The sequence below is a fragment of the Micromonospora sp. NPDC020750 genome, from assembly GCF_044334565.1.
In the GTDB taxonomy this organism is placed as follows: Bacteria; Actinomycetota; Actinomycetes; order Mycobacteriales; family Micromonosporaceae; genus Micromonospora.
Genome location: NZ_JBIRTH010000006.1, coordinates 292,813 through 314,408, shown reverse-complemented (window position 1 = coordinate 314,408; position 21,596 = coordinate 292,813). Strand labels below are relative to the sequence as shown.

The 21,596-nt window shown below is 74.4% G+C and carries 17 protein-coding genes; 10 read left to right on the top strand and 7 right to left on the bottom strand.

Features of this window, described 5'->3' with window-relative positions; all coding sequences use genetic code 11:
* The first annotated feature begins 108 nt into the window (after window positions 1–108).
* Both ACH4T9_RS20720 and ACH4T9_RS20715 read left to right on the top strand, forming a co-directional pair.
* Window positions 109–537 carry a hypothetical protein gene (locus ACH4T9_RS20720; RefSeq protein ID WP_396673322.1) on the top strand — a complete coding sequence of 143 codons (429 nt, stop codon included), beginning with the start codon at window positions 109–111 and terminating at the stop codon, window positions 535–537.
* Between the two features lie 71 nt (window positions 538–608).
* A complete protein-coding gene (locus tag ACH4T9_RS20715) occupies window positions 609–1,016 on the top strand; it encodes a spore-associated protein A (protein WP_396673321.1) in 408 nt (135 codons plus the stop codon).
* Between the two features lie 69 nt (window positions 1,017–1,085).
* On the opposite strand, the gene ACH4T9_RS20710 is transcribed toward ACH4T9_RS20715, so the two are convergent.
* On the bottom strand, window positions 1,086–2,879 hold the full coding sequence (locus tag ACH4T9_RS20710) for a hypothetical protein (protein WP_396673320.1): 1,794 nt from the start codon (window positions 2,877–2,879) through the stop codon (window positions 1,086–1,088).
* Between the two features lie 253 nt (window positions 2,880–3,132).
* On the opposite strand from ACH4T9_RS20710, the gene ACH4T9_RS20705 reads away from it, so the two are divergent.
* Window positions 3,133–4,434, top strand: a complete 1,302-nt coding sequence (locus ACH4T9_RS20705) for a PQQ-binding-like beta-propeller repeat protein (protein ID WP_396673319.1) — start codon at window positions 3,133–3,135, stop codon at window positions 4,432–4,434.
* Between the two features lie 9 nt (window positions 4,435–4,443).
* Here the strand turns inward: ACH4T9_RS20705 and ACH4T9_RS20700 are convergent, their stop codons facing one another.
* Complete coding sequence (locus ACH4T9_RS20700; RefSeq protein ID WP_396673318.1) at window positions 4,444–5,640, bottom strand: C39 family peptidase; 1,197 nt, start codon at window positions 5,638–5,640, stop codon at window positions 4,444–4,446.
* A gap of 152 nt (window positions 5,641–5,792) precedes the next feature.
* Here ACH4T9_RS20700 and ACH4T9_RS20695 point away from each other — a divergent pair, with 152 nt between their 5' ends.
* The 4 genes from ACH4T9_RS20695 (at window position 5,793) to ACH4T9_RS20680 (ending at window position 11,287) form a co-directional block, all read left to right on the top strand.
* Entirely contained in the window at window positions 5,793–6,461 is a 669-nt protein-coding gene (locus ACH4T9_RS20695; protein ID WP_396673317.1) for a response regulator transcription factor, read from the top strand.
* A 71-nt stretch (window positions 6,462–6,532) separates the two neighbouring features.
* Window positions 6,533–7,717, top strand: coding sequence for a sensor histidine kinase (locus tag ACH4T9_RS20690; protein ID WP_396673436.1), 1,185 nt, complete (start codon window positions 6,533–6,535; stop codon window positions 7,715–7,717).
* Window positions 7,718–8,115: 398 nt separating this feature from the next.
* Window positions 8,116–10,656: a malectin domain-containing carbohydrate-binding protein gene (locus ACH4T9_RS20685; protein WP_396673316.1), complete on the top strand. Its 2,541-nt coding sequence runs from the start codon at window positions 8,116–8,118 to the stop codon at window positions 10,654–10,656.
* Between the two features lie 247 nt (window positions 10,657–10,903).
* On the top strand, window positions 10,904–11,287 hold the full coding sequence (locus ACH4T9_RS20680) for a VOC family protein (RefSeq protein WP_396673315.1): 384 nt from the start codon (window positions 10,904–10,906) through the stop codon (window positions 11,285–11,287).
* Window positions 11,288–11,452: 165 nt separating this feature from the next.
* Here ACH4T9_RS20680 and ACH4T9_RS20675 read toward each other — a convergent pair whose 3' ends face one another.
* From ACH4T9_RS20675 to ACH4T9_RS20660, 4 genes are all read right to left on the bottom strand, one after another.
* Window positions 11,453–12,166: a hypothetical protein gene (locus ACH4T9_RS20675; RefSeq protein WP_396673314.1), complete on the bottom strand. Its 714-nt coding sequence runs from the start codon at window positions 12,164–12,166 to the stop codon at window positions 11,453–11,455.
* Between the two features lie 154 nt (window positions 12,167–12,320).
* On the bottom strand, window positions 12,321–14,390 hold the full coding sequence (locus ACH4T9_RS20670) for a 3-hydroxyacyl-CoA dehydrogenase NAD-binding domain-containing protein (protein ID WP_396673313.1): 2,070 nt from the start codon (window positions 14,388–14,390) through the stop codon (window positions 12,321–12,323).
* Entirely contained in the window at window positions 14,387–15,583 is a 1,197-nt protein-coding gene (locus tag ACH4T9_RS20665; RefSeq protein ID WP_396673312.1) for a thiolase family protein, read from the bottom strand. The genes ACH4T9_RS20670 and ACH4T9_RS20665 overlap by 4 nt, the downstream gene beginning before the upstream one ends.
* A gap of 260 nt (window positions 15,584–15,843) precedes the next feature.
* Window positions 15,844–17,166, bottom strand: coding sequence for an HRDC domain-containing protein (locus tag ACH4T9_RS20660; RefSeq protein ID WP_396673311.1), 1,323 nt, complete (start codon window positions 17,164–17,166; stop codon window positions 15,844–15,846).
* A gap of 203 nt (window positions 17,167–17,369) precedes the next feature.
* Here ACH4T9_RS20660 and ACH4T9_RS20655 point away from each other — a divergent pair, with 203 nt between their 5' ends.
* The gene (locus ACH4T9_RS20655; protein WP_396673310.1) at window positions 17,370–18,629 is read left to right on the top strand and encodes a trypsin-like peptidase domain-containing protein; all 1,260 of its coding nucleotides are present in this window, start codon (window positions 17,370–17,372) and stop codon (window positions 18,627–18,629) included.
* Window positions 18,630–18,706: 77 nt separating this feature from the next.
* A complete protein-coding gene (locus tag ACH4T9_RS20650) occupies window positions 18,707–19,678 on the top strand; it encodes a hypothetical protein (RefSeq protein ID WP_396673309.1) in 972 nt (323 codons plus the stop codon).
* Window positions 19,679–19,792: 114 nt separating this feature from the next.
* On the opposite strand, the gene ACH4T9_RS20645 is transcribed toward ACH4T9_RS20650, so the two are convergent.
* On the bottom strand, window positions 19,793–20,365 hold the full coding sequence (locus tag ACH4T9_RS20645; protein WP_396673308.1) for a DUF3000 domain-containing protein: 573 nt from the start codon (window positions 20,363–20,365) through the stop codon (window positions 19,793–19,795).
* A 133-nt stretch (window positions 20,366–20,498) separates the two neighbouring features.
* Between ACH4T9_RS20645 and hemE the strand changes: the two genes are divergently transcribed.
* The gene (hemE, locus tag ACH4T9_RS20640) at window positions 20,499–21,590 is read left to right on the top strand and encodes a uroporphyrinogen decarboxylase (RefSeq protein ID WP_396673307.1); all 1,092 of its coding nucleotides are present in this window, start codon (window positions 20,499–20,501) and stop codon (window positions 21,588–21,590) included.
* The last annotated feature ends 6 nt before the right edge of the window (window positions 21,591–21,596 follow it).

Below are 21,596 nucleotides of genomic sequence, written 5' to 3'. Positions count from 1 at the left end.
GGGCGTGGGGGAGGGGAGGAAAAGGTAGCCCTTTCGCCACCTGTCAGCGCGACCCGGCGCCTGGTTACCTGGCGGACGACGATGGTCCACCAGAGAAAGCAGGACGCCATGGCTATCCTCCGCCGAGCCCTCGCCGTCTCCGCCGCGCTCGCCGCCGCGGGCGCCGGGGTGCTGGTCAACGCGTCGCCGGCGCTGGCCAGCACCCCGGCCAGCTGCTCCAGTGTCCGCCAGATCGGCACCACCCGGGTGCTGACGGTGGGCGGCATGCAGGCTGCGTCGGTCAAGCAGTACTACGGCTGCGGCTACAACTACGCCTACATCTACGTGTGGGAGCAGTACCGCAACACCCACTCGAACTGGGACCTGTACGTCCACGTGATCGACCACACGGACAGCGGCTCGGACTACGGGGTGGGCGAGCTCAACAACACCACCCGGGCGGAGCTGTGGGGCAAGCCGGCCAACACCGCCGCGCACTGCACGCACGTGACCGGCTACCTGAACTCCACGGGCGGCTCGACCAGCAAGGTCTGCTGACGTCGTCCCCGGCCGGGGCGCGCCCGACCGCGCCCCGGCCCGCCCACGCCCTGAATCGACGAGAGGACCCCATGAGCGTCACCCACAAGCTGGCGAGCGTCGGCACGGTCGCCGCGCTGGCCGCAACCGCGGTCGCCGTCACCGGCGCGCCGGCCCAGGCCGCCGCCTACAACGGCGCCTGCGGCAGCGGCTACACCGTGATCGACAAGATGGACGCCGGCAACGGCCGGGGAACCATCTTCCTGACGTACAACAGCGGCTGGAACTGCGTCGTCACCGTCACCAACACCCCCGGCACCAAGAAGTTCATGTCGGCGATGGTGGAGCGCTCCGGCGCGGACTGGGTCAGGGACGAGGGCACCTACAGCCAGTACGCCGGCCCGGTCTACGCGTACGCCCCGAACGACTGCGTCGACTGGGGCGGCATCGTCGGCGACAAGTACATTCGCATGATCCGGTGGGACGACCACTGCGGCTGAGCCCACGCCTCACCCGGCCGGCGGCCCGCCCCCACCCGGGGCACGGACCGCCGGCCGTCCGTGGGCGGCTCAGCCGACCAGCGGGCGGACGTCCCACAGCCAGACGTCGTCGACCCGTTGCGCCGGGCCGAGCAGGGCGGTCATCAGGTCGCGCAGGACCGCCTCGCGGGGGTGCGCGCCGAGGACGACCACCGACGCCTTCCAGAAGCGCAGGTCCTCGACCGCCTGGCGGCGGTTCTCGTCGGTCAGCGGCGGCAGCGTGCCGGAGTCCATCGTGGAGTAGACCAGGGTGCTGGTCGGCCGGTTCGGGGCGCCGAAGACGCCCTCGCCGTCGGCGTTCGGGCCGATGAAGTAGCCGCCGGGGATCGGGAACGCGTGCCCGGTCAGCGCGCTCCACCGCAGGGTGGGCAGGCCGTGCACGTTGCTGGGGATCGGCACCGGCACCAGGGCCCGGCCCGCCGGCACGTAGGGCCGCCAGCCGCTGGCCGTGATGAAGCGCGGCGGCGGGTCGATCTGCTGGGCCGGCAGCGGCCGGGGCACCAGCGGCAGCACGGCGAGCGCGACGGCGGCGTACCCGACCGGGCGGAGCCAGCGGCGCGCCCGGGCCGGCCCGGCGGTGGGGCCGGCCTTGGGACCGGCGGCCGGCGTCGGGGCCGCCGTGCCGGTGGTGCCAGCGGACGAACGGGGGGCCGGCACCACCGGCGCGGGGGCCTGCGCGGTGCGCGCCAGGGCGTCCCAGGCCAGGGCGAGCAGCACGCCGAGGGCGGCGGCCACCACCAGGGCCAGCCGGGTGGGCATCATCATCTCCACCAGCGGCAGGTCGTCCGAGATGTACGCCCACGGCCCGTCGATCGTGGTCTCCGCGCCGTCGAAGCGCACCACCGGGCCGATCGAGGCGACGGTGAAGACCACCACCAGCACGGCGACGATCCGGGCCGCCAGCGACCGGCGGACCAACAGCACCAGGGCGACCAGCGCCACCAGCACCAGCGGCCAGCCGAACCAGGTGTTCTGTTCGGTCAGGCCGATGGTCTTCTCCACCGCCTCGTCCCCGGCGACGGTGTCCCGGGCGAACGTCACGAAGGCCACCAGGTCCTCGCCCCAGTTGTGGAACACCCCGCCCTGCAGGCCCCGGTAGGACTGCGGACCGTTGAACTGGAACCAGATCGGGTACGCCGTGAGCAGCAGCGTCAGCCCGCCGCCGAGGCCGAGCGCGGCCAGGAAACCGCCGACCCGCTGCCGCGCCGCCCGGGGACGCTGCACCGCGTACGCGGCCACCACCACCAGGCAGCCCAGCGCGGTCAGCAGCAGCATCTCCTCGTTGATGAAGATCTGGTACGCCACCAGCAGGCCGAGCACCACCCCGTCGCGCCGCCAGCTTCGCCCCGGCTCGCCGAGCCGCAGCACCCGGGCCACGATCACCGGCAGCAGGTAGTTCGAGACGAAGTTCGGCTGCCCGTTGGCGTGGTGCACGATGCCGGGCGCGAAGCCGAGGAACGCGCCGCCGACGAACGCCGCCGCGCGCGAGCGCACCAGGTGCCGCGACAGCATCCAGTACGACGTGCCGGCCGTCGCCGCGAGCGCCCCGCCGAGGTAGAGGGCGTACGTCACCTGCGGCCCGAACAGCCACGTCACCGGGGCCAGCGGCAGGGTGGCGCCGAGCAGCGACGTGTTCGCCATCATGTTCACCCCGTCCGGGGCGTTCTGCCGCATGGAGAACAGCGGGTTCTCCAGGTGGCGCAGCGAGTACGCGCCGTGCGAGAAGAGCCACTCGAACCAGCTGTGGTCGGTCGGCAGGTGCGACGACACCCGGTGCTGGACGTCCCCCCAGTAGTTCAGGCACACGAGAACGCCGAGGAGCACATAGGCTCCGATGGCCAGGGCGTCGGCGCGGCTCGGTCGCCGCCGGGGCCGACGCGGTGTGCCTGTGCCCGCCCCGTCGGGTCCGGCCGGGGCGGCCCGCGCCGCGACGGGTGCGGATTCGGAGTTCAGCGAGGGGTCTACCACCGGCACAGCCACGACGGGCCATCGTACAGACGTCCCCGCGTGGTGCCGGCCGACCGGTGCGCCCGGTGCCGACCGGGCGGGGCGGCACCCAGCTCGGGGAGGAACACCAGTGACCGTCATCGACCTCGGCGAGCTGCGCGGCGACGTCGAGCCGGACCCGCCGCCCCGCCCGCCCCGGGCGGTGGGCCGGCCGCTGCGGGCGGCCCTGGCCGGGGCCGTCGCCCTGCTCGCCCTGGCCTCGTCCGCGCCGGTCGTGCCGCCCGCCTCGGCGGTCATGGACGGCCGGCTCGGCCGCGAGGTCCGCGTCGCCGGCGGCCGGCTGTACGTGGCGGACCAGGAGATGCCGGGCGCGGGCGGGACGCGGGGAGTGACCGCCTACGCGCCCCCGGCCGGCGCGGGTGGCGCCCTGCGACCGCTGTGGCGCACCTCGGTGCTCGGCGGGGAGGGCCTGTTCCAGGTGCTGGAGCACGGCGGGTTCGTGCTGATCGCCGGGGGTGGGGGCCGGGACGGCGGGATGGTCGAGACGGTCGCCCTGGACGCGGCGACCGGGAGGCAACGGTGGCGGCAGCCCGGCTCCCCGGTTCCCACCGTCGGCGGCGGGCTGCTCCTCTTCGGGGGCGGCGACGACGAGACGGCGGACCCCCTGCGCGTGGTGGACCTGCCGTCGGGGCGGCTCCGGTGGTCGGTGCCGGTGGACCGGAGCCGGATGGCCTACCGCCACCGGGGCGCGGAGATCGACCGGATCGTGCTGATCCCCGAGTCCGGGCGGATCGAGGTACGGGACGCCGGGTCCGGGGCGGTCCTTCGCGTTGGGGATACACGGCCGGGCGGGTACCCGAGCTCCGTCTTCGCCGGGGACCTGCTGCTGGTGAGGGCGAACAGCGGGGTCGGCGGCGGCTCCCGGGTCACCGCGTACGGGCTGGCCGCGCTGGACCGGCGCTGGGAACTCGACCTGTCCCCGGCCGAGTACCTGGAGGAGTGCGGCGACCTGCTCTGCGTCGGAAGCCGGGAAGCCGGGCTGTCGGCGCTCGACCCGGCGACGCGCCGGCCCAGGTGGGTCAACCCGCGCTGGCAGCGGTTCGTCGCGGCCCGGGGCGGCCGGCTCCTCGTGGCCGCCGACGACCGGGTGGTGGCCCCGGACCTCGCCGTGCTGGACGCCGCCACCGGGCGGACGATCGCCGAGCTGGGGCGCTGGGAGCTGGTGCCCAACCAGGGCCCGGACGAGCCGCTGTTCGGCGGCCGGCGCACCCGGGAGGGCGGGCTGCTCGTCGCCGAGCTGGACCCGGCGGGGGCCGTGGCCCGGTGGCTCGACGTGCTGCCCGACGTGGTGGAGGACTGCTACTCCAGCGGCCGGGACCTGCTCTGCCGCCGCGCTAACGGGACGCACGGCTGGAGACGGCTGCCCCGGTGACGCCCCGGGTCACCAGTTGGGCTGGGCGGGCGGCGGGGGCAGCGGCACGTCGGGCGGCCGGATGACGTAGGCGATCCCGCCGCTGCTGCCCAGCCAGGCCGCCTCGAACCGGTCCCGGCCCACCGTGCGGCGCACGTCGGCGTCGGTCGGGGCGTACGGGTCGTTGAGGACCGGGTTGCCGTCGGCGGTGAACCCGACCAGCACCACCAGGTGTCCCTCGGTGTCGTAGTCCAGCCCTGGCACCTCGCCCCGGCGGTACGCGGCGGAGAGCACCAGCGGCAGCCCGGCGGCCACGAACGCCCCGGCCTCGGCCAGCGACCGCAGCCGGGTGACGAACGCGTCCACCCCGTGCCCGCCGGCGTACGCTGTGTTGAACGACCAGTTGCCCGCCCCGTCGAAGGCCGGGTCGTAGCAGTGCCGGGCGGCGTGCACCACCACCGGCCGGTGGCCGGGCGGCGCGACCCAGGCGTACCGGTCGGGGGCCGGGCCGGCGCCCCAGTGGTCCAGCACCATCGAGACGCTGGTCGGGCTGCACCAGGAGTCCCCGCCGCCGCCCCAGCGCCCCTCCTGCCCGCCGAGCAGCCGCTGCGAGTACCGGGGCACGTCCAGCGTCCGGCCCCAGCCGGCCCGGTCGCCCTCGGTGGCCCGGTGCGTGCCGATCGGGGTGGCCGGCTTCGGGCCGGAGGCGACCGCGCCGAGCGCGCGCAGCACCGGCGTGGCGGTGCTGCCGGCCGGCCGCAGCAGCGTCACCCGGGCCTGCCAGCCGGTGACCGTCGCGCCGGTGACGACCAGGGTGTCCGTGTCCACCCGGGCGTCGGCGTCCTGCTGGCCGGGCACGGAGGTGCGGCCGAAGGGCTCGTCGTCGGCGGCCCAGCGGCCCAGCTGGTACCAGCCGGTGGCCGGGGCGTCGGCGTGCCAGCCGCGCAGCTCGACGAGGATGCCGCAGCCGTCGGGGGTGTCGGCGGCCCAGGAGGGGACCACCTCGGCGACGGCGAACCCGGTGGACACCGGCGGCGAGGTCCAGCTCGCCGCGTCGTACCGGCGGGTGGGGTCGTCGGGGTGGGCGAGCCGGTCGGTCGGGGCGGCGAGGACCGCGCCGGCGGAGTCCGCGCGGAGCCCGTCGCCGGCCCCGGCGGCCAGGTCTGCCGGGAGCTGGAAGCGCCGGTGGACGACGTCCCGCCGGGTGGTCGAGGCCGGTCCGGTCATCGCCGCTCCCTCCGCCGCAGATCAGCGCCGGGAAGCATCCCGTACCTGAAGGTTTTTTGCAACGCCCTGCGGTCGGTGGTGCGGGCGGTGCGCCGCCGGTTTGGTGGCCGGCACTAGGTTTGTCGGCAGGTCAGCCGGCGAGGAGGTCGGGTATGCGGGTACTGGTGGTCGAGGACGAGCGCAACCTCGCCGACGCGATCGCGCGTGGGCTGCGCAAGCGCGGCATGGCGGTCGACGTCGCCTACGACGGGAACTCGGGCCACGAGATGGCCTTCGTCACCCGGTACGACGTGGTGGTGCTGGACCGGGACCTGCCCGGCATGCACGGCGACCAGATCTGCGCCGAGCTGGCCGCCTCCGGCACCCTGACCCGGGTGCTCATGCTCACCGCCAGCGGCACGGTCGCCGACCGGGTCGAGGGGTTGCAGCTCGGCGCGGACGACTACCTGCCCAAGCCGTTCGCCTTCGACGAGCTGGTGGCCCGGGTGCAGGCGCTCGGCCGGCGGGCCACCCCGGCGGCCCCGCCGGTGCTCGCCGTCGCCGACCTGGTGCTCGACCCGGCCCGCCGGCTGGTGACCCGGGGCGGCGTGCCGGTCGACCTGACGAACAAGGAGTTCGGGGTGCTGGCCGAGCTGCTCAAGGCGCGCGGGGCGGTGGTCTCCAGCGAGGAGCTGCTGGAACGGGTCTGGGACGCCAACACCGACCCGTTCACCACCATCGTCCGGGTCACGGTGATGACCCTGCGCAAGAAGCTGGGCGAACCGCCGCTGATCGAGACGGTCGTCGGTGCCGGCTACCGCACCGCCGAGGGGTCGGCGTGAGCGCCCCGACCCGCCCCACCGCCCGCCGTCGCACCCTGCCCTGGCCGGCGCTGCGCCGCCCGGCCGTCCGGCTGCGGCCCACCCTGCGGCTGCGGCTCACCCTGCTCAACGGGGTGCTGCTGGTGGGTGCCGGGGCGATCCTGGTGCTGCTGGCCTGGCTGCTGGTCCGCGACGCGCTGCGCCCCACCGACGAGCTGGTCCCCGGCACCACCGTGCTGCTGGCCGACGGTCGGCTGCTCGACGCCGGGCAGTGGCAGCAGCAGCTCATCGACGCGGCGTCGAATGAGCTGCTGGCCAAGGGCCTGGTGGCGCTGCTGGCGATCAGCGTGGTCGGGGTGGCCGGCGCGTACGCGGTGGCGGGACGGGCGCTGCGCCCGCTGCACCAGGTCACCGCGACCGCCCAGCGGCTCGGCGAGGCAACCCTCGACCAGCGGATCGGCTGGTCCGGGGCGGACGACGAGGTGGCCGAGCTGGCCAAGACGTTCGACGCCATGTTGGACCGGATCGCCGCCGCGTTCGAGGCGCAGCGGCGCTTCGTGGCCAACGCCTCGCACGAGCTGCGCACCCCGCTGGCGGTGATGCGGACCGAGATCGACGTGACGCTCAGCGACGACGAGGCGGACGCCGCCGAGTACCGCCGGATGGCCACCGTGGTCCGGGACGCCTCCGAGCGGGCCAACGGGCTGGTCGACGCGCTGCTGGTGCTCGCCCGCAGCGAGGCCCAGGCCGGCCGGCGGCTGGGCCGGCGCACCGAGTGCGACCTGGCCACCGGCACCGTCAACGCGCTCTCGGCCATGCGCCGGGAGATGGAGCGGATCGGGCTGCGGGTGCAGACGTCCCTGGAGCCGGCCCCGGTCGTCGGCGACCCCGGGCTGCTGGACCGGCTGGCCGGCAACCTGATCGAGAACGCGGTCCGCTACAACCACCTGCACGGCCTGATCCGGGTGCGCACCGGCACGGACGGTCGCTCGTCCTGGCTGGTCGTCGCCAATACCGGGTTCGAGGTCAGCCAGGCCGACGTGCCGGGGCTGTTCGAGCCGTTCCGCCGGGGCGGGCAGGAACGCACCGGGGCCCGGGGTTCCGGGCTGGGCCTGTCCATCGTCCGGGCGGTCTGCGACGCGCACGGCGGGACCGTGCGGGTCGTCGCCCAGCCGGGCGGCGGCCTTGAGGTCACGGTGACCCTGCCCGCCGCCGACGCCACGCCGGTGCTGACCGGCCCGGCCCACGGCGGTGGGCGGCTCACGCCCGACCGGTGACGGCCCCGTCCCGCAGGCGCGGGCGGCACGTCGGCGGGCGGCCGGGGCCGCACCACGCCCCGGCGGCCTGTCGGCCTGTCGGCCTGTCGGCCGAGCCCACCCGGTGCTCAGCTTTTCGTGCGCCCGGCCCGGCTGACCAGGCACGGCGGGTGCCGGGTGGGCGGGCCGGGCAGGTCAGGTGGCCGGGCCGCGCCGGGCGCTCGGCCGGCGGGGTCACGCGGTCGGGCAGAGCCGCCGTGCGGTCGGGCACAATGCGCCGTCCGTGCTGGACGACCGCCGGACGATAGGCCAAGGTGTGGTGGCGCCATGTCCCACGCGGTGCGCCCAGGACCGGCCGCGCCTCAGGCCGTCCGGTGCCCGCGGCCACCCCCCCGTCCGACGTGCTTCGGGAGTTGCCCGTGACCCATCCCTCGGCCCTGGCCCGCCGAACCCTGGCGGCGCTCGCCGCCGCCGCGCTGACCGTCGCCGGCCTCGCCGTCGCCGACCCGGCGAGCGCCGCGCCCGGCCATCCCACCGTGGTCTCCGCCGTCCCGTCGGCCGCGTCGCCGAACATCCAGGACGGCACGGTGTTCGCCATCCACGACGCCGGTACGAAGATCATCGCGGCGGGATCGTTCAGCACGGTGCGCAACCGCAACTCCAACGTGGACATAACCCGTGACTACGTGCTCGCCTTCGACAAGGCCACCGGAGCGGTCGACACCGCGTTCGCGCCGACCGTCGACAACGAGGTGAACGCGGTGGCGGCCGGCCCGACCGCAGGCACCGTCTACCTGGCCGGCAAGTTCAACACGGTCAACGGCGTCACCCGGCGCAAGGTGGCCCTGGTCGACCTCGCCACCGGGGCCACGGTCACCAGCTTCGCGGGGCCGGCGTTCAACGGCCTGATCGACGACGTCGCCCTGGCCGGCAACCGGCTGCTCGTCGGCGGCATCTTCACCACCGCCGGGAACGCCAACCCGCGCGGCGGGCTCGCCTCGCTCAACGCCACCACCGGCGCGCTGGACGGCTACCTCACCACCACCCTCACCGAGAACCACAACTACGACGGGGTGAGCGGGGCCAAGGCCGGCATCGGCGTGGAGAAGCTCGCGCTCTCTCCGGACGGCACCCAGCTCGTGGTGATCGGCAACTTCAAGAAGGCCGACGGGGTGCTGCACGACCAGATCGTGAAGCTGGACCTCGGCGCCACCGCCGCCACCGTCGCCGACTGGAACACCAGCCGGTACACCCCGCGCTGCTCGTACGTGGCGTTCGACTCGTACATGCGGGACGTGGCCTTCGCCCCCGACGGCAGCTACTTCGTGGTGGTCACCACCGGTGGGGCGCACGCCGGATCGCTGTGCGACACCGCCGCCCGCTGGGAGGCCGCCGCGACCGGCGACGCCCAGCAGCCCACCTGGGCCAACTACTCCGGCGGCGACACCTTCCTCTCCGTCGGGATCAGCGAGCAGGCCGTCTACGTCGGCGGGCACCTGCGCTGGCTGAACAACAGCCTCGGCGGCGACTCCGCGCAGGCCGGGGCGATCGGCCGGGCCAGCATCGCCGCCCTCGACCCGGTCAACGGCCTGCCGCTGTCCTGGAACCCAGGCCGGCACCCGCGCGGCTACGGCGTGGCCGAGCTGCTGGTCACCCCGCAGGGCATCTGGCTCGGCTCCGACCAGTCCTGGATCGGCAACTTCCAGCACCGCCGGGAGCGGATCGCGTTCTTCCCGCTGACCGGCGGCAACGCCCCGCACCCGACCACCACCGCCGGCCTGCCCGGCAGCGTGTACCAGGCCGGGGTTCCGGTGCCCACCCACGTGCTGCACCGGGTGAACGCCGGCGGCCCCGCCGTCGCGTCCACCACCGGCGGTCCGGACTGGAGCGCCGACGACTCCGGCAGCCCGAGCACCTACCACAACGCCGGCAGCAGCACCTCGAGCTACGCCGCCGTCGGCAGCCTGGACGCCACCGTCCCGGCCGGCACCCCGGCCGGGCTGTTCAACACCGAGCGGTACGACGCCGTGGCCGCCCCCGAGATGCAGTGGGATCTTCCGGTCCCGGCCGGCACCGAGGTGGAGGTCCGTCTCTACCTCGCGAACCGGTACGCCAGCACCTCGACCCCCGGCAAGCGGGTCTTCGACGTGACTCTCGACGGCACCCTCGTCCTGGACAACCTCGACCTGTCGGTCACGCCCGGGCACAACGTCGGCACCATGCGGTCGTTCACGATCGTCAGCGACGGCAGCGTCGACATCGACTTCGGGCATGTGGTGGAGAACCCGCTCGTCAACGCCATCGAGATCGTCAAGACCGGCCCGCCGCCCACCGGCACGGGCAACGAGGTGCAGGCCCGCGCGTACGACGGGGCGGCCACGGTCGGTGCGGCGACCCCGGTGGCCAACCCGGACAACACCGCGTGGTCCACGGCCAAGGGCGCGTTCTGGGTGGGCGGCACCCTGTTCTACGCGATGAACGGCGCGCTCCAGCGGCGCACCTTCGACGGGACCACCTTCGGCGCGCCCAGCCTCGTCGACCCGTACCACGACGCGTACTGGGACACGGTGGAGACCGACTCCGGGCCGGAAGGTCAGACCTACGTCGGGGTGAACAGCAACTTCTACCCCGAGATCGCGAACGTCACCGGCATGTTCTACACCGCCGGCCGGCTCTACTACACCCTCGCCGGCCAGGGCGGACTGTACTGGCGCTGGTTCACCCCGGACAGTGGCGCGGTCGGCGCCGACAAGTTCACCGTCGCGGGGGTGACCGGATTCGCCGACACCGGCTCGGTCCTCCTGGCCGGCGGCACCCTGTACCAGGTCAGCCGCTCGACCGGCGCGCTCGCCTCGACCGCGTGGGCCGGCGGCGTGCCCACCGGCGCGTTCACCACCGTCAGCGGCCCCGCCGTGGACGGGGTCGACTGGCGCGCCAAGGCCGTCTTCGTCGGCCCGTAGACCCCCGTCGCACCACGGGGGCGTCCCGGCCCGGTCCCGCGTCCGCGCGGGGCCGGGCCGGGCCCTTTCCCGGGTACGCCGAAAAGGCGTTGCCCGGACCCGTGGAGGCTGGCAAGATCGGCCGCGTCAGCCCGACGGCCGGAGGGAGGTGCGGTTGATGTCCACGACCAGTCCCGCGCCCCGCCTCACCCGCCGCTGACCTTCTGCCGATCACGCGGGGCGCTCCACTCCTTCATGGAGGAACACCGTGAGCGCACGGATCAGGAACATCAGCTTCGACTGCCACGACACCTACGCGCTGGCCGGCTTCTGGGCGGAGGTGTTCGGCTCCGGACGGCAGCCCGACGACTTCCCCGGTGACCCGGAGGCGATGGTGCTCACCCCGGACGGATCGACCGTGCTCTTCCTTCAGGTGCCGGAGGACAAGACGGTGAAGAACCGGGTCCACCTGTGCCTGGAGCCCGCCGACCGGCCCCGGGACGCCGAGGTCGAGCGGCTGCTCGCCCTCGGCGCCACCCAGGTCGACGACCGGCGGCGGCCGGACGGCACTGGCTGGGTGGTGCTCGCCGACCCGGAGGGCAACGAGTTCTGCGTGCTGCGCAGCGCCGCCGAACGGGCCGTGACGGCCTGACGGCACTTTCACGGAAAGAGTGGCTATTCCCGCCGGAATGACCATTCTTTCCGTGAACGAGTGGGTGTATGGAACCCGGAGCGGGCGGGCCGGGACGGCGTGACCCGCCCGACGGGACGGGCCCCCTTCGCCGCGACGGCGGAGGGGGCCCGTGTCACGCGTGGCTCAGGAGCGCTGCTCGATCTGGCCGCGCATGGTGACGAACTCGGCCTTCGCCTGGGCGCCGGTCTTGAAGTACATCACGATCATGCCGACGCTGCCCTTGTCGGCCCAGGCGCAGATGCCCAGCTTGACGCCCTCGCTCTCGCTGTCGGCGCAGCGCGCCTCGCCGCCCAGCGGGCCAGGGTCCACCGCCGCGACGTTGCTCATGGTCAGCTCGTTGCCGCTGAACGCCTCGTCCAGCTCCTTCTTCGGGTCGGTCAACAGGCCGGACGCCGCGGCGATCATCACCAGATCCTTCTTGTCCGGGTCGCCGTAGACCGCCCCGGCGGTGCTGGTCTCGTTCTGCACCGCGGACTTCATGTCGGCGATCATCCCCTGCGCCGCCGCCTGGAGTTCGGGCTGGGTGGCCTTCGGGCGGCCGGCGAGGGTGGCCGGGGCGGTCACCCGGGTGTTGGTGGCCTCGACCGCGTCGCTCACGTCGTCCTTGACGGCGAACCAGGTGATCGCCCCGCCGCCGCAGCAGAGCACCAGCACCACGGCCAGGACGATCAGCACGATCTTGCCGGTCTTGGACTTCTTCGGCGCCGGCGGCAGCGGCGCGGCCTCCGGTGCGCCGTACGGCTGGCCGGCCGGCGGGTAGCCACCCTGCTGCGGGGCGGGCTGCTCGCCGTACGGCTGCTGCGGCTGGTTCGGGTAGGGGTTGCCCGGGTGGGACATGTTGAGTCAGCTCCAGATAGTCGATCAGGAGCGGTGATCGTAGCCAGCCGGTCCGACAGCCGCTGCCCCGCCCGCCGGCTGAAACGACGACCGCGGTGGCCGGAGCGCCCCGTGGGACGCCCGTGCCACCGCGGTCGCGGGGGAGCGGGACGGGTCAGGCGGGCAGGCTGGCCGCCCCGAGCGGCAGGAACCGCCGGCCGGTGACCCGCTCGCTGGTGCCGGTCCGGTCCAGGTACGGCGTGACGCCGCCCAGGTGGAACGGCCAGCCGGCGCCGAGGATCATGCACAGGTCGATGTCCTGCGCCTCCGCGACGACGCCCTCGTCGAGCATCAGCCGGATCTCCTGCGCCAGCGCGTCGAGTGCGTTCTGCCGCACCTGCTCGGCGGTCAGCGGCGCGTCGCCGACCACCAGCAGCTTGGCCACCTCGTCGTTGATCTGGTCGTCGACCACGATCGGCTGGCCCGCCTCGGCGATCCGCTTCAGGTTCTCGCTGACGGCGAACCGGTCCGGGAACGCCGTGTGCAGCGTGCCGCCCACGTGGTACGCCACGGCCGGGCCGACGAGCTGGAGCAGGGCGAGCGGGCGCATCGGCAGGCCCAGCGGGTCCAGCGCGGCGTTCGCCACGTCCAGCGGGGTGCCCGCGTCCACGGCGGCGAAGACGGTGCCGAGGAAGCGGGTGAGCAGCCGGTTCACCACGAACGCAGGGGCGTCGGAGACCAGCACCGACGACTTCTTCAGCTGCTTGCCGACCGCGAACGCGGTGGCCAGGGCGGCGTCGTCGGTGCGCTCGCCCCGGACGATCTCCAGCAGCGGCAGCACGGCGACCGGGTTGAAGAAGTGGAAGCCGACCACCCGCTCCGGGTGCTCCAGTTCCTCGGCCATCGCGGTGATCGACAGCGACGAGGTGTTGGTGGCGAGCACCGCCTCCGGGGAGACGATCTTCTCCAGCTCGGCCCAGACCTGCTTCTTGACGTTCAGGTCCTCGAACACGGCCTCGATGACGAAGTCGGCGTCGGCGAATGCTCCCTTGTCGACCGAGCCGCCGACCAGCCCGTACAGCTTGGCGGCCGTGCCCTTGTCCATCCGGCCCTTGCTGACGGCCTTCTCGATCTGGGTGTGCACGTAGGCCACGCCCTTGTCGACCCGGGCCTGGTCCAGGTCGGTCATGACGACCGGCACCTGGAGGCGGCGGGCGAACAGCAGCGCGAGCTGGCTGGCCATCAGGCCGGCGCCGACGATGCCGACCTTGGTGACCGGGCGGGCCAGGCCCTTGTCCGGCGCGCCGGCCGGCCGCTTGGCCCGCCGCTGCACCAGGTCGAACGCGTACAGGCCGCTGCGCAGCTCCTCGGAGAAGACCAGGTCGGCGAGGGCCTCGTCCTCGGCGGCGGTGCCGGTCGCGAAGTCCGCGTCCTTCGCCGTCTCCAGCAGGTCCAGCGCCCGGTACGCGGCCGGGACCGCGCCGTGCAGCCGCTGGTCCAGCGTCTGTCGGGCGAAGTACAGCACGCCGGCCCACATGTCCTTGTCGACCTCGGGCCGGGTCACGGTGACCTCGCCGCGGACCACGCCGGCGGCCCACTCCAGGGACCGCTCCAGGAAGTCCGCCGGCTCCAGCAGCACGTCGGCGATGCCCAGCTCGGCGGCCTGCTTCGGCCTGAGCATCTTGTTCTGCATCAGCGGGTTCTGCAGGATCACCTGGGTCGCGGCCGGGATGCCGATCAGGTTCGGCAGGAGCTGGGTGCCGCCCCAGCCGGGGACCAGCCCGAGGGAGACCTCGGGCAGTGCGAGCGCGGAGGCCCCGCCGGACAGGGTCCGGTAGTGGCAGTGCAGGGCCAGCTCCAGGCCGCCGCCCATCGCCGCGCCGTTGACGAAGGCGAACGTCGGGACCTGGCTGTCCCTGAGCCGGGCGAAGACCCGGTGGCCGAGCCGGCCGATCTCCAGGGCCTGCTCCCGGTCGGCGAGCTGCGGCAGGCTGGTGAGGTCCGCCCCGACGCAGAAGATGTACGGCTTCCCGGTGACCGCGACGAACGCCGGGTCGGCGGCGAGGGCGGCGGTGATCGCCTCGTCCAGGCTGGTCAGCCCGCCCGGGCCGAAGCTGTTCGGCTTGGTGTGGTCGAAGCCGTTGTCCAGGGTGATCAGGGCGGCCGGCCGGTCCAGCCCCGGCACGTTCACCTGGCGCAGCAGCGCCCTGGTGACCACCTCGTTCGGTGCGGCGAGCGCGCTCACTTGTTACCACCCTCCCAGTTCGGGTTCTCCCAGATGACCGTGCCGCCCATGCCGATGCCGATGCACATGGCGGTGAGGCCGTAGCGGACCTCGGGATGCTCGGCGAACTGCCGGGCGAGCTGGGTCATCAGCCGCACGCCCGAGGAGGCGAGCGGGTGACCGACGGCGATCGCGCCGCCCCACGGGTTGACCCGGGAGTCGTCGTCGGCGATGCCGAAGTGGTCGAGGAAGGCGAGCACCTGCACGGCGAACGCCTCGTTCAGCTCGAACAGGCCGATGTCGTCGATGCTCAGGCCGGCGATGCGTAGCGCCTTCTCGGTCGACGGGATCGGGCCGACGCCCATCACCTCGGGCTCGACGCCGACGAACCCGTACGACACCAGCCGCATGGCGATCGGCAGGCCCAGCTCGCGGGCGGTGTCCTCGGCGGCGATCAGGCTCGCGGTGGCGCCGTCGTTCAGGCCGGCGGCGTTGCCCGCGGTGACCTTGCCGTGCGGGCGGAACGGGGTCTTGAGGGTGGCGAGCTTCTCCAGCGAGGTGTCCCGGGGCGCCTCGTCGACGGTGGCCAGCCCCCAGCCGCCGTCGGCGTCGCGGATCGCCATCGGCACCAGGTCGCCCTGGAGCTTGTCGTTGGCGTACGCCTTCGCCGTCTTCTGCTGCGAGGCGAGCGCGAACGCGTCGGCGCGGTCCTTGGTGACCTGTGGGACCCGGTCGTGCAGGTTCTCCGCGGTGGCGCCCATGACCAGCGCGGACGGGTCGACCAGCTTCTCCGCGACGATCCGCGGGTTGGGGTCGACGCCCTCGCCCATCGGGTGCCGGCCCATGTGCTCGACGCCGCCGGCGATCGCGATGTCGTACGCGCCCATGGCGATGCCGCCGGCCACGGTGGTGACGGCGGTCATCGCCCCGGCGCACATCCGGTCGATGGCGAAGCCGGGGACGGTCTTGGGCAGGCCGGCCAGCAGGGCCGCGGTGCGGCCGATGGTCAGGCCCTGGTCGCCGATCTGGGTGGTGGCGGCGATGGCGACCTCCTCGACCCGCTCCGGCGGAAGCTGCGGGTTGCGGCGCAGCAGCTCGCGGATGCAGCGGATCACCAGGTCGTCGGCGCGGGTGTTGGCGTACATGCCACCCGCCTTGCCGAACGGGGTGCGGACGCCGTCGACGAAGACGACATCCCGGACTTCACGGGGCACTTGAGCCTCCTTATCGACCAAAATCCGGCCTCCGCGCCGACAGGCGGCACTGCGGACCGGATGAAGGTCGCCGGCACGGGCGTGGTCCCTCGGATGCTACTCGCCAGTAACCACACCCGGCACCCACCCCGCTGTGTCCCACCCCACACCAGCCCCACGGCGTCCCACCCCACCCCGCCCCCACCGCGTGATCAAGAGGGTTGCGTCGGTGGAGGGGCCGCCCCTGAACGCAAACCTCTTGATCATCGGGGGAAAGTGGGTCAGGGGGGTGGTGGGGCCAGGGCTGGGGTCAGGTCGCTGGTCAGGAGGTTGATCTGCCATTCGCGGGCACCGAAGCCGCGCAGCGTCTCGGCCACCGTGTCCTCGGTGACCTCGTCCGGCGGGGTCCAGGCGAGGCGGCGGACGGAGTCCGGGGTGATCAGGTTCTCCGGCGGCAGGGTGTGCGCGCCGGCGATCCGGACCACCACCTCCCGGCACCGGGCCAGCCGGCCGGCGGCCACCGGGTCCCGCTCAGCCCACCGGTGCGGTGGGGGCGGCCCCTCCACCGCCGGGGTGACCGGCAGCGCGTCCTCCGGCAACTGCCGGGCGTCGTCGAGGGCCGCCAGCCAGGTGCGGGCCAGCCGGCGCACCGACCGGCCGCCGAACCCGGGCAGGGTGAGCAGGGTCTTCTCGTCCACAGGGTCCAGCTCGGCGGCGGCCACGATCGCCGAGTCCGGCAGCACCCGGCCAGGCGCGGCGTCCCGGCGGGCGGCGATCTGGTCCCGGGCGTACCAGAGGGAACGGACCCTGGCCTGGGCACGGGCGCCGCGCACCCGGTGGATGCCCGAGGTGCGCCGCCACGGCTCCGCGCGGACCCGGGGCGGGCGGGCGCCGTTTCGCACCAGGGCGGCGAACTCCTCCGCCGCCCACGCCGACTTGCCCTGCCGGGCCAGCTCCGCGTCGAGGGCGTCGCGTAGGTCGGTGAGCATCTCCACGTCCAGGGCGGCGTAGGTGAGCCACGACTCCGGTAGCGGCCGGCTCGACCAGTCCGCGGCCGAGTGGTGCTTCTCCAGGGTGAAGCCGAGTAGCTGCTCGGTCAGCGCGGCCAGGCCGACCCGCTCGAATCCGGCCAGCCGAGCGGCCAGTTCCGTGTCGAACAGCCGCTGCGGGCGCAGCCCCACCTCGGCCAGGCAGGGCAGGTCCTGGCTGGCGGCGTGCAGCACCCACTCGACGTCGGCGATCGCCGCGTCCAGGGTGCTCAGGTCGGGCAGCGGCAGTGGGTCGATCAACGCTGTGCCCGCACCGGCCCGCCGTAGCTGGACGAGATAGGCGCGCTGGCTGTAGCGATACCCCGAGGCGCGCTCGGCGTCCAGGGCCACCGGGCCGGTGCCGGCCGCGAACCGGGCCACCACCTCGGCGAGCTCGGCCTCGGTGGCCACCGGCAGGGGGGTGCCGTCGCGGGGGGCGGTCAGCGGCACGGGCTCGCTGCCGGTCGGTTCGGGCCCCGCGTCCACCGGTTCCGGCGCGGCCGACGGCGGGTGGCGCGGCGCGTCTCCGGTACGGCTTTCGGCGGCCCGACGGCGCAGGGGTGGTTCGTCGGTCACCTGACAACCCTAGTGCGCCGGGGGATCCGGCGCGCGCAGCCGGGTAGGGCGTGTGTCGGTGCCGGCGCTTGACCCGACATGGCAGGGTCGGACACCGGGGGAGACAAAGCGCGACAGCGCAGGTACGGTCCTTCGGGCCGCCGACCGGTGACGAACCCGCGTCGGCGGGGGCAACGGGGGGCGTCTACGGGGAGGTCGTGGCGATGACGACGGCTGGGTACGGTCCGACAGGCGCGGGGCAGGGACCCGACGACGGTTCCGGAGGCGGTTGGTCGGACCCGGCCCGTACCGCCGAGGCATGGGACGGCCCGGCCCGGCCCGGCCCGCTGCCGCCACGGATCGTCCCGCCCCGGGGCACCGCCGCCCCCTACCCGCCGCCCGCAATCCCCGGTCAGGCCCCTGTCCCCGGTCAGGCCCCTGTCCCCGGTCAGGCCCCTGTCCCCGGTCAGGCCCCTGTCCCCGGTCAGTCCCCCGTCCCCGGGCAGGCCGCTTGGGCTCCGCCGCCGAACGCCGGCCAGTGGGGTGGGCCGGCGCCGGCTCCCGGGCAGTACCCACCGGTGCACGGGCAGCAGCCGGCCCCGCCCGCCGGCCCGGTTGCGCCGCCTTCGGCCCCCGGCCCGGCGTATCCGCCGCAGGGCGCGGCGGCCCCCGGCTGGCCCGCCCCGACCCCGCCCGCCCGGCCCGCCAAGGGCCGTGCGCTCACCCTGGTCGCGCTCGGGTTGGCCGTGGTGCTGGCCCTGGTGGCGGGCGTGCAGGCGTACCAGATCCACCGGCTCTCCGACCGGCTCTCCGGGACCGACCAGCGGCAGGCCGCCGCGCAGCAGGGCGACGGCACCCGACTCGACGACCTCGACCAGCGGACCCAGACCCTGGAGAGGCAGGCCGGGGCCCAGTTCAACCCCGAGGCGGTGGCCAGCGCCGTGCTGCCCAGCGTGTTCCGGGTCCGGGCCGGGCAGTTCACCGGCACCGCGTTCGCGGTCGGCAAGCCGGCCAGCGGCGGCGGGACGAACCTGTTCACCAACTTCCACGTGGTGGAGTCGGTCTGGGAGAGCGGTGGCCGGGAGGTCTTCCTGGAACGCACCGATCAGCGCTACCCGGCCACGATCGTCAAGGTCGACGAAGCCAACGACGTCGCCCAACTACGCACCACGAGCAAGTTCACCGGCCTGGTCACGGCGTCCGCGGCGGTCAAGTCCGGCCAGCAGATCGTCGTGGTCGGCGCCCCGCTCGGTCTCCAGGACAGCGTCACCACCGGCGTGGTCAGCGCCTTCCGCGAGGCCCAGCAGGGCTCGGGTCCGGTCATCCAGTTCGATGCCCCGATCAACCCCGGCAACTCGGGTGGTCCCGTGATCAACGGCCAGAAGCAGGTCGTCGGGATCGCCACCGCCAAGGCCCGCGACGCCGAGGGCATCGGCCTCGCCGTACCCATCAAGGTCGCCTGCGACGGCTTCCGGATCTGCTGAACCGGCCGTCGTTGCCTCGTACCAGCCCGGTCCGTCGCCGTCGTCCGGCCGCGGGCCAGTCACCTGGAGGATGAGATATGTCCCAGCCACCGAGCGGGCCCGGGGGCCAGCCGCCCTACCCGCCGCCGGCCGGCCCCGGCCAGCCCGTGCCCCAGCAGTACGGCCCGACCGGCCAGCCGGCCGAGTCGACCCGGCAGTTCGCCCCCGGCCAGTACGGCAGCCCGCAGCCCCCGGCGGAGCCGACGCAGCAGTTCGGCCAGTACGGCAGCCCGCAGCCCCCGGCGGAGCAGCCGCAGCAGCCGGGCCAGTACGGCGTCCCGCAGCCGGGCCAGTACGGGGCCCCGCAGTCCGCCCCGCCCGCGCCGGCCTACGGTCAGCAGCCGCCGCAGTCGGCCCCGCCCGCGCCGGCCTACGGTCAGCAGCCGCCGCAGTCGGCCCCGCCCGCGCCGGCCTACGGTCAGCAGCCGCCGCAGTCCGCCCCGCCGTTCGGGCAGCAGGTCTCCACCCCGCCGGTCTCCGCCCCGGGATACGCCCAGCCGATGTCGGTGCCCCCGGCCTCCGGTCCGGGCTTCGGCCACCCGATGTCCGGCCCGCCCGGCGTGCCGCCGTACGGCCCGGCGGCGCCCTCCCCGGGCAAGGGCCGGCGCAGCGTGCTGGTGCTGGCCCTGGTGGCCGGGCTGCTCTTCGTCCTCGGCGGCGTGATGACCGGCCTCTACGTGACCAAAGGCAACGAGCTGGACCGCACGGAGCAGCGGCTGACCGCCCAGGTCAGCGAGCGGGACGGGACGATCACGGCGAACAAGACCGAGATCGACAAGCTCAAGAAGGACCTGCAGGGCGTGCGGGACAAGCTCTCGAACACGGAGCAGGACCTCACCGGCACCCGCAACGACCGTGACGAGCAGGCCCGGCAGAAGAAGGTCATCGCCACCTGCCTGGACAAGCTCACCACCGCGCTGACCGCGGCGGCTGCGAACAACAAGGCCGCGTACGACAAGGCCACCCAGGGGATGAACAAGGTCTGCGACGAGGCCGAGGACTACCTCTGACGGGTGCGCCCGCCCGGGCCGCGCCCACCGGACCCCGGTCCGGTGGGGGCGGCCCGCGTCATTTCCGGTCCCGTCCCCGCCGCCCGGCGGACTCGCCGTGCCGGGTCCGGTGGGTCAGGCGGCGCCGGCCGGGCGGCGCTCCGGGAGGGCGGTCACCCCGGGCGGCGGCAGGCCCGCCGTCGAGGCGAGCAGCGCGCACCAGGCCAGCAGGTGCGGGGTCAGGTCCTCGCCGAGCGGCGTCCAGGAGGCCCGGATCTCGATGTCGGCGACGGTCGGAGGCCCGGCCAGGTCACCGAACCGGGTCGACATCGTCTGGGTGATCGTGCCCCCGATCGCCCGGTGCGGGGCGTCCTGGGCGTCCAGCGCGTCGGTCAGCCAGGTCCAGCCCACCCCGGGCAGCAACGGGTCGGTGGCCAGGTCGGCCTCCAGCTCCGCCGTGACGTAGGTGACCAGCCGCAGGGTGCCCTGCCAGGCCTCGTGCCCGGCCGGATCGTGCAGCAGGATCAACCGTCCGGTGGCGACCTCGTCGTCGTCGCGCAGCACCGTCGCGGAGAGCGCGAACGCGTACGGCGCGAGCCGCTGCGGTGCGCCGACCTCCTCCAGGACGATCTCCGACCGGGGCGCGGCCGACCGCAGCCCGGCGACCGCGCGGGCGAAGGTCTCCGGAAGCGCGATCGGGGGGGCCATGCGGGCAGCCTATGCCGCCTGCTGCCCGGCTGGCGGAAACGGCACGCCGACAGCCCGTCCCGCCGACGGGGGTGGGTCACAAAAGGTGGCGGGGGTGGGGGATGGGCATCGGGGGCGTGGCACGATTGCCGCGATGACCACCGACACCACGGGCGCTGCCGCCCGAGACGGAGAACCCCGCCGCGGCGGGCCGGCCGACTCCCCGTTCGTCCGGGCCTGCCGGCGTGAGGGCGGCCCGCGTACCCCGGTCTGGTTCATGCGCCAGGCCGGCCGGTCGCTGCCGGAGTACCGCGAGATCCGCAAGAACGTGGGGATGCTGGAGTCCTGTCGCCGCCCTGATCTGGTCGCCGAGATCACCCTCCAGCCGGTGCGCCGACACCGGGTCGACGCGGCGATCCTGTTCAGCGACATCGTGGTCCCGGTCGCCGCCGCCGGGGTGGACCTGGACATCGTCCCGGGCACCGGGCCGGTGGTGGCCGAGCCGGTGCGCACGGCCGCCGACATCGAGCGGATCCGGCCGATCACCCGCGACGACGTCTCCTACGTGGACTCCGCGGTCCGGTTGCTCGTCGCCGAGCTGGGCGACACCCCGCTGATCGGCTTCGCCGGCGCCCCGTTCACCCTGGCCAGCTACCTGGTCGAGGGCGGCCCGTCGCGCAACCACGCGAAGACCAAGGCCCTCATGTACGGCGAGCCGGAGCTGTGGCACGCGCTCTGCGCCCGGCTGGCCGACGTGACATGCGCGTTCCTGCGGGTGCAGGTCGACGCCGGGGTGTCCGCGGTGCAGCTGTTCGACTCGTGGGCCGGCGCGCTGTCCGAGGCCGACTACCGGCGGTACGTGCTGCCGCACTCGACGAAGGTGCTGTCCGGGCTGGCCGACGCCGGGGTGCCCCGGATCCACTTCGGGGTGGGCACCGCCGAGCTGCTCGGCGCGATGGCCGAGGCGGGGGCCGACGTGGTCGGGGTGGACTGGCGGACCCCGCTGGACGTGGCGACCCGCCGGATCGGCGTCGACCGGGCCGTGCAGGGCAACCTGGACCCGGCGGTGCTGCTCGCCCCGTGGCCGGTGGTCGAGGCCGAGGTGCGGCGGATCCTCGCCGAGGGCCGGGCCACCCCCGGCCACGTGTTCAACCTCGGTCACGGCGTGCTGCCGGAGACCGATCCGGACGTGTTGACCAGGGTGGTCGCGCTGGTGCACGAGGTGTCCGCGCGTCCGGCGGAGTGAGGGAGT

What these genes read in the sequence shown, in the direction of transcription:
- hemE (WP_396673307.1), top strand. Translation starts at nt 20,499, where the DNA reads ATGACCACCGACACCACGGGCGCTGCCGCCCGAGACGGAGAACCCCGC.
- ACH4T9_RS20655 (WP_396673310.1), top strand. Translation starts at nt 17,370, where the DNA reads ATGACGACGGCTGGGTACGGTCCGACAGGCGCGGGGCAGGGACCCGAC.
- ACH4T9_RS20695 (WP_396673317.1), top strand. Translation starts at nt 5,793, where the DNA reads ATGCGGGTACTGGTGGTCGAGGACGAGCGCAACCTCGCCGACGCGATC.
- ACH4T9_RS20720 (WP_396673322.1), top strand. Translation starts at nt 109, where the DNA reads ATGGCTATCCTCCGCCGAGCCCTCGCCGTCTCCGCCGCGCTCGCCGCC.
- ACH4T9_RS20715 (WP_396673321.1), top strand. Translation starts at nt 609, where the DNA reads ATGAGCGTCACCCACAAGCTGGCGAGCGTCGGCACGGTCGCCGCGCTG.
- ACH4T9_RS20650 (WP_396673309.1), top strand. Translation starts at nt 18,707, where the DNA reads ATGTCCCAGCCACCGAGCGGGCCCGGGGGCCAGCCGCCCTACCCGCCG.
- ACH4T9_RS20675 (WP_396673314.1), bottom strand. Translation starts at nt 12,166, where the DNA reads ATGTCCCACCCGGGCAACCCCTACCCGAACCAGCCGCAGCAGCCGTAC.
- ACH4T9_RS20700 (WP_396673318.1), bottom strand. Translation starts at nt 5,640, where the DNA reads ATGACCGGACCGGCCTCGACCACCCGGCGGGACGTCGTCCACCGGCGC.
- ACH4T9_RS20645 (WP_396673308.1), bottom strand. Translation starts at nt 20,365, where the DNA reads ATGGCCCCCCCGATCGCGCTTCCGGAGACCTTCGCCCGCGCGGTCGCC.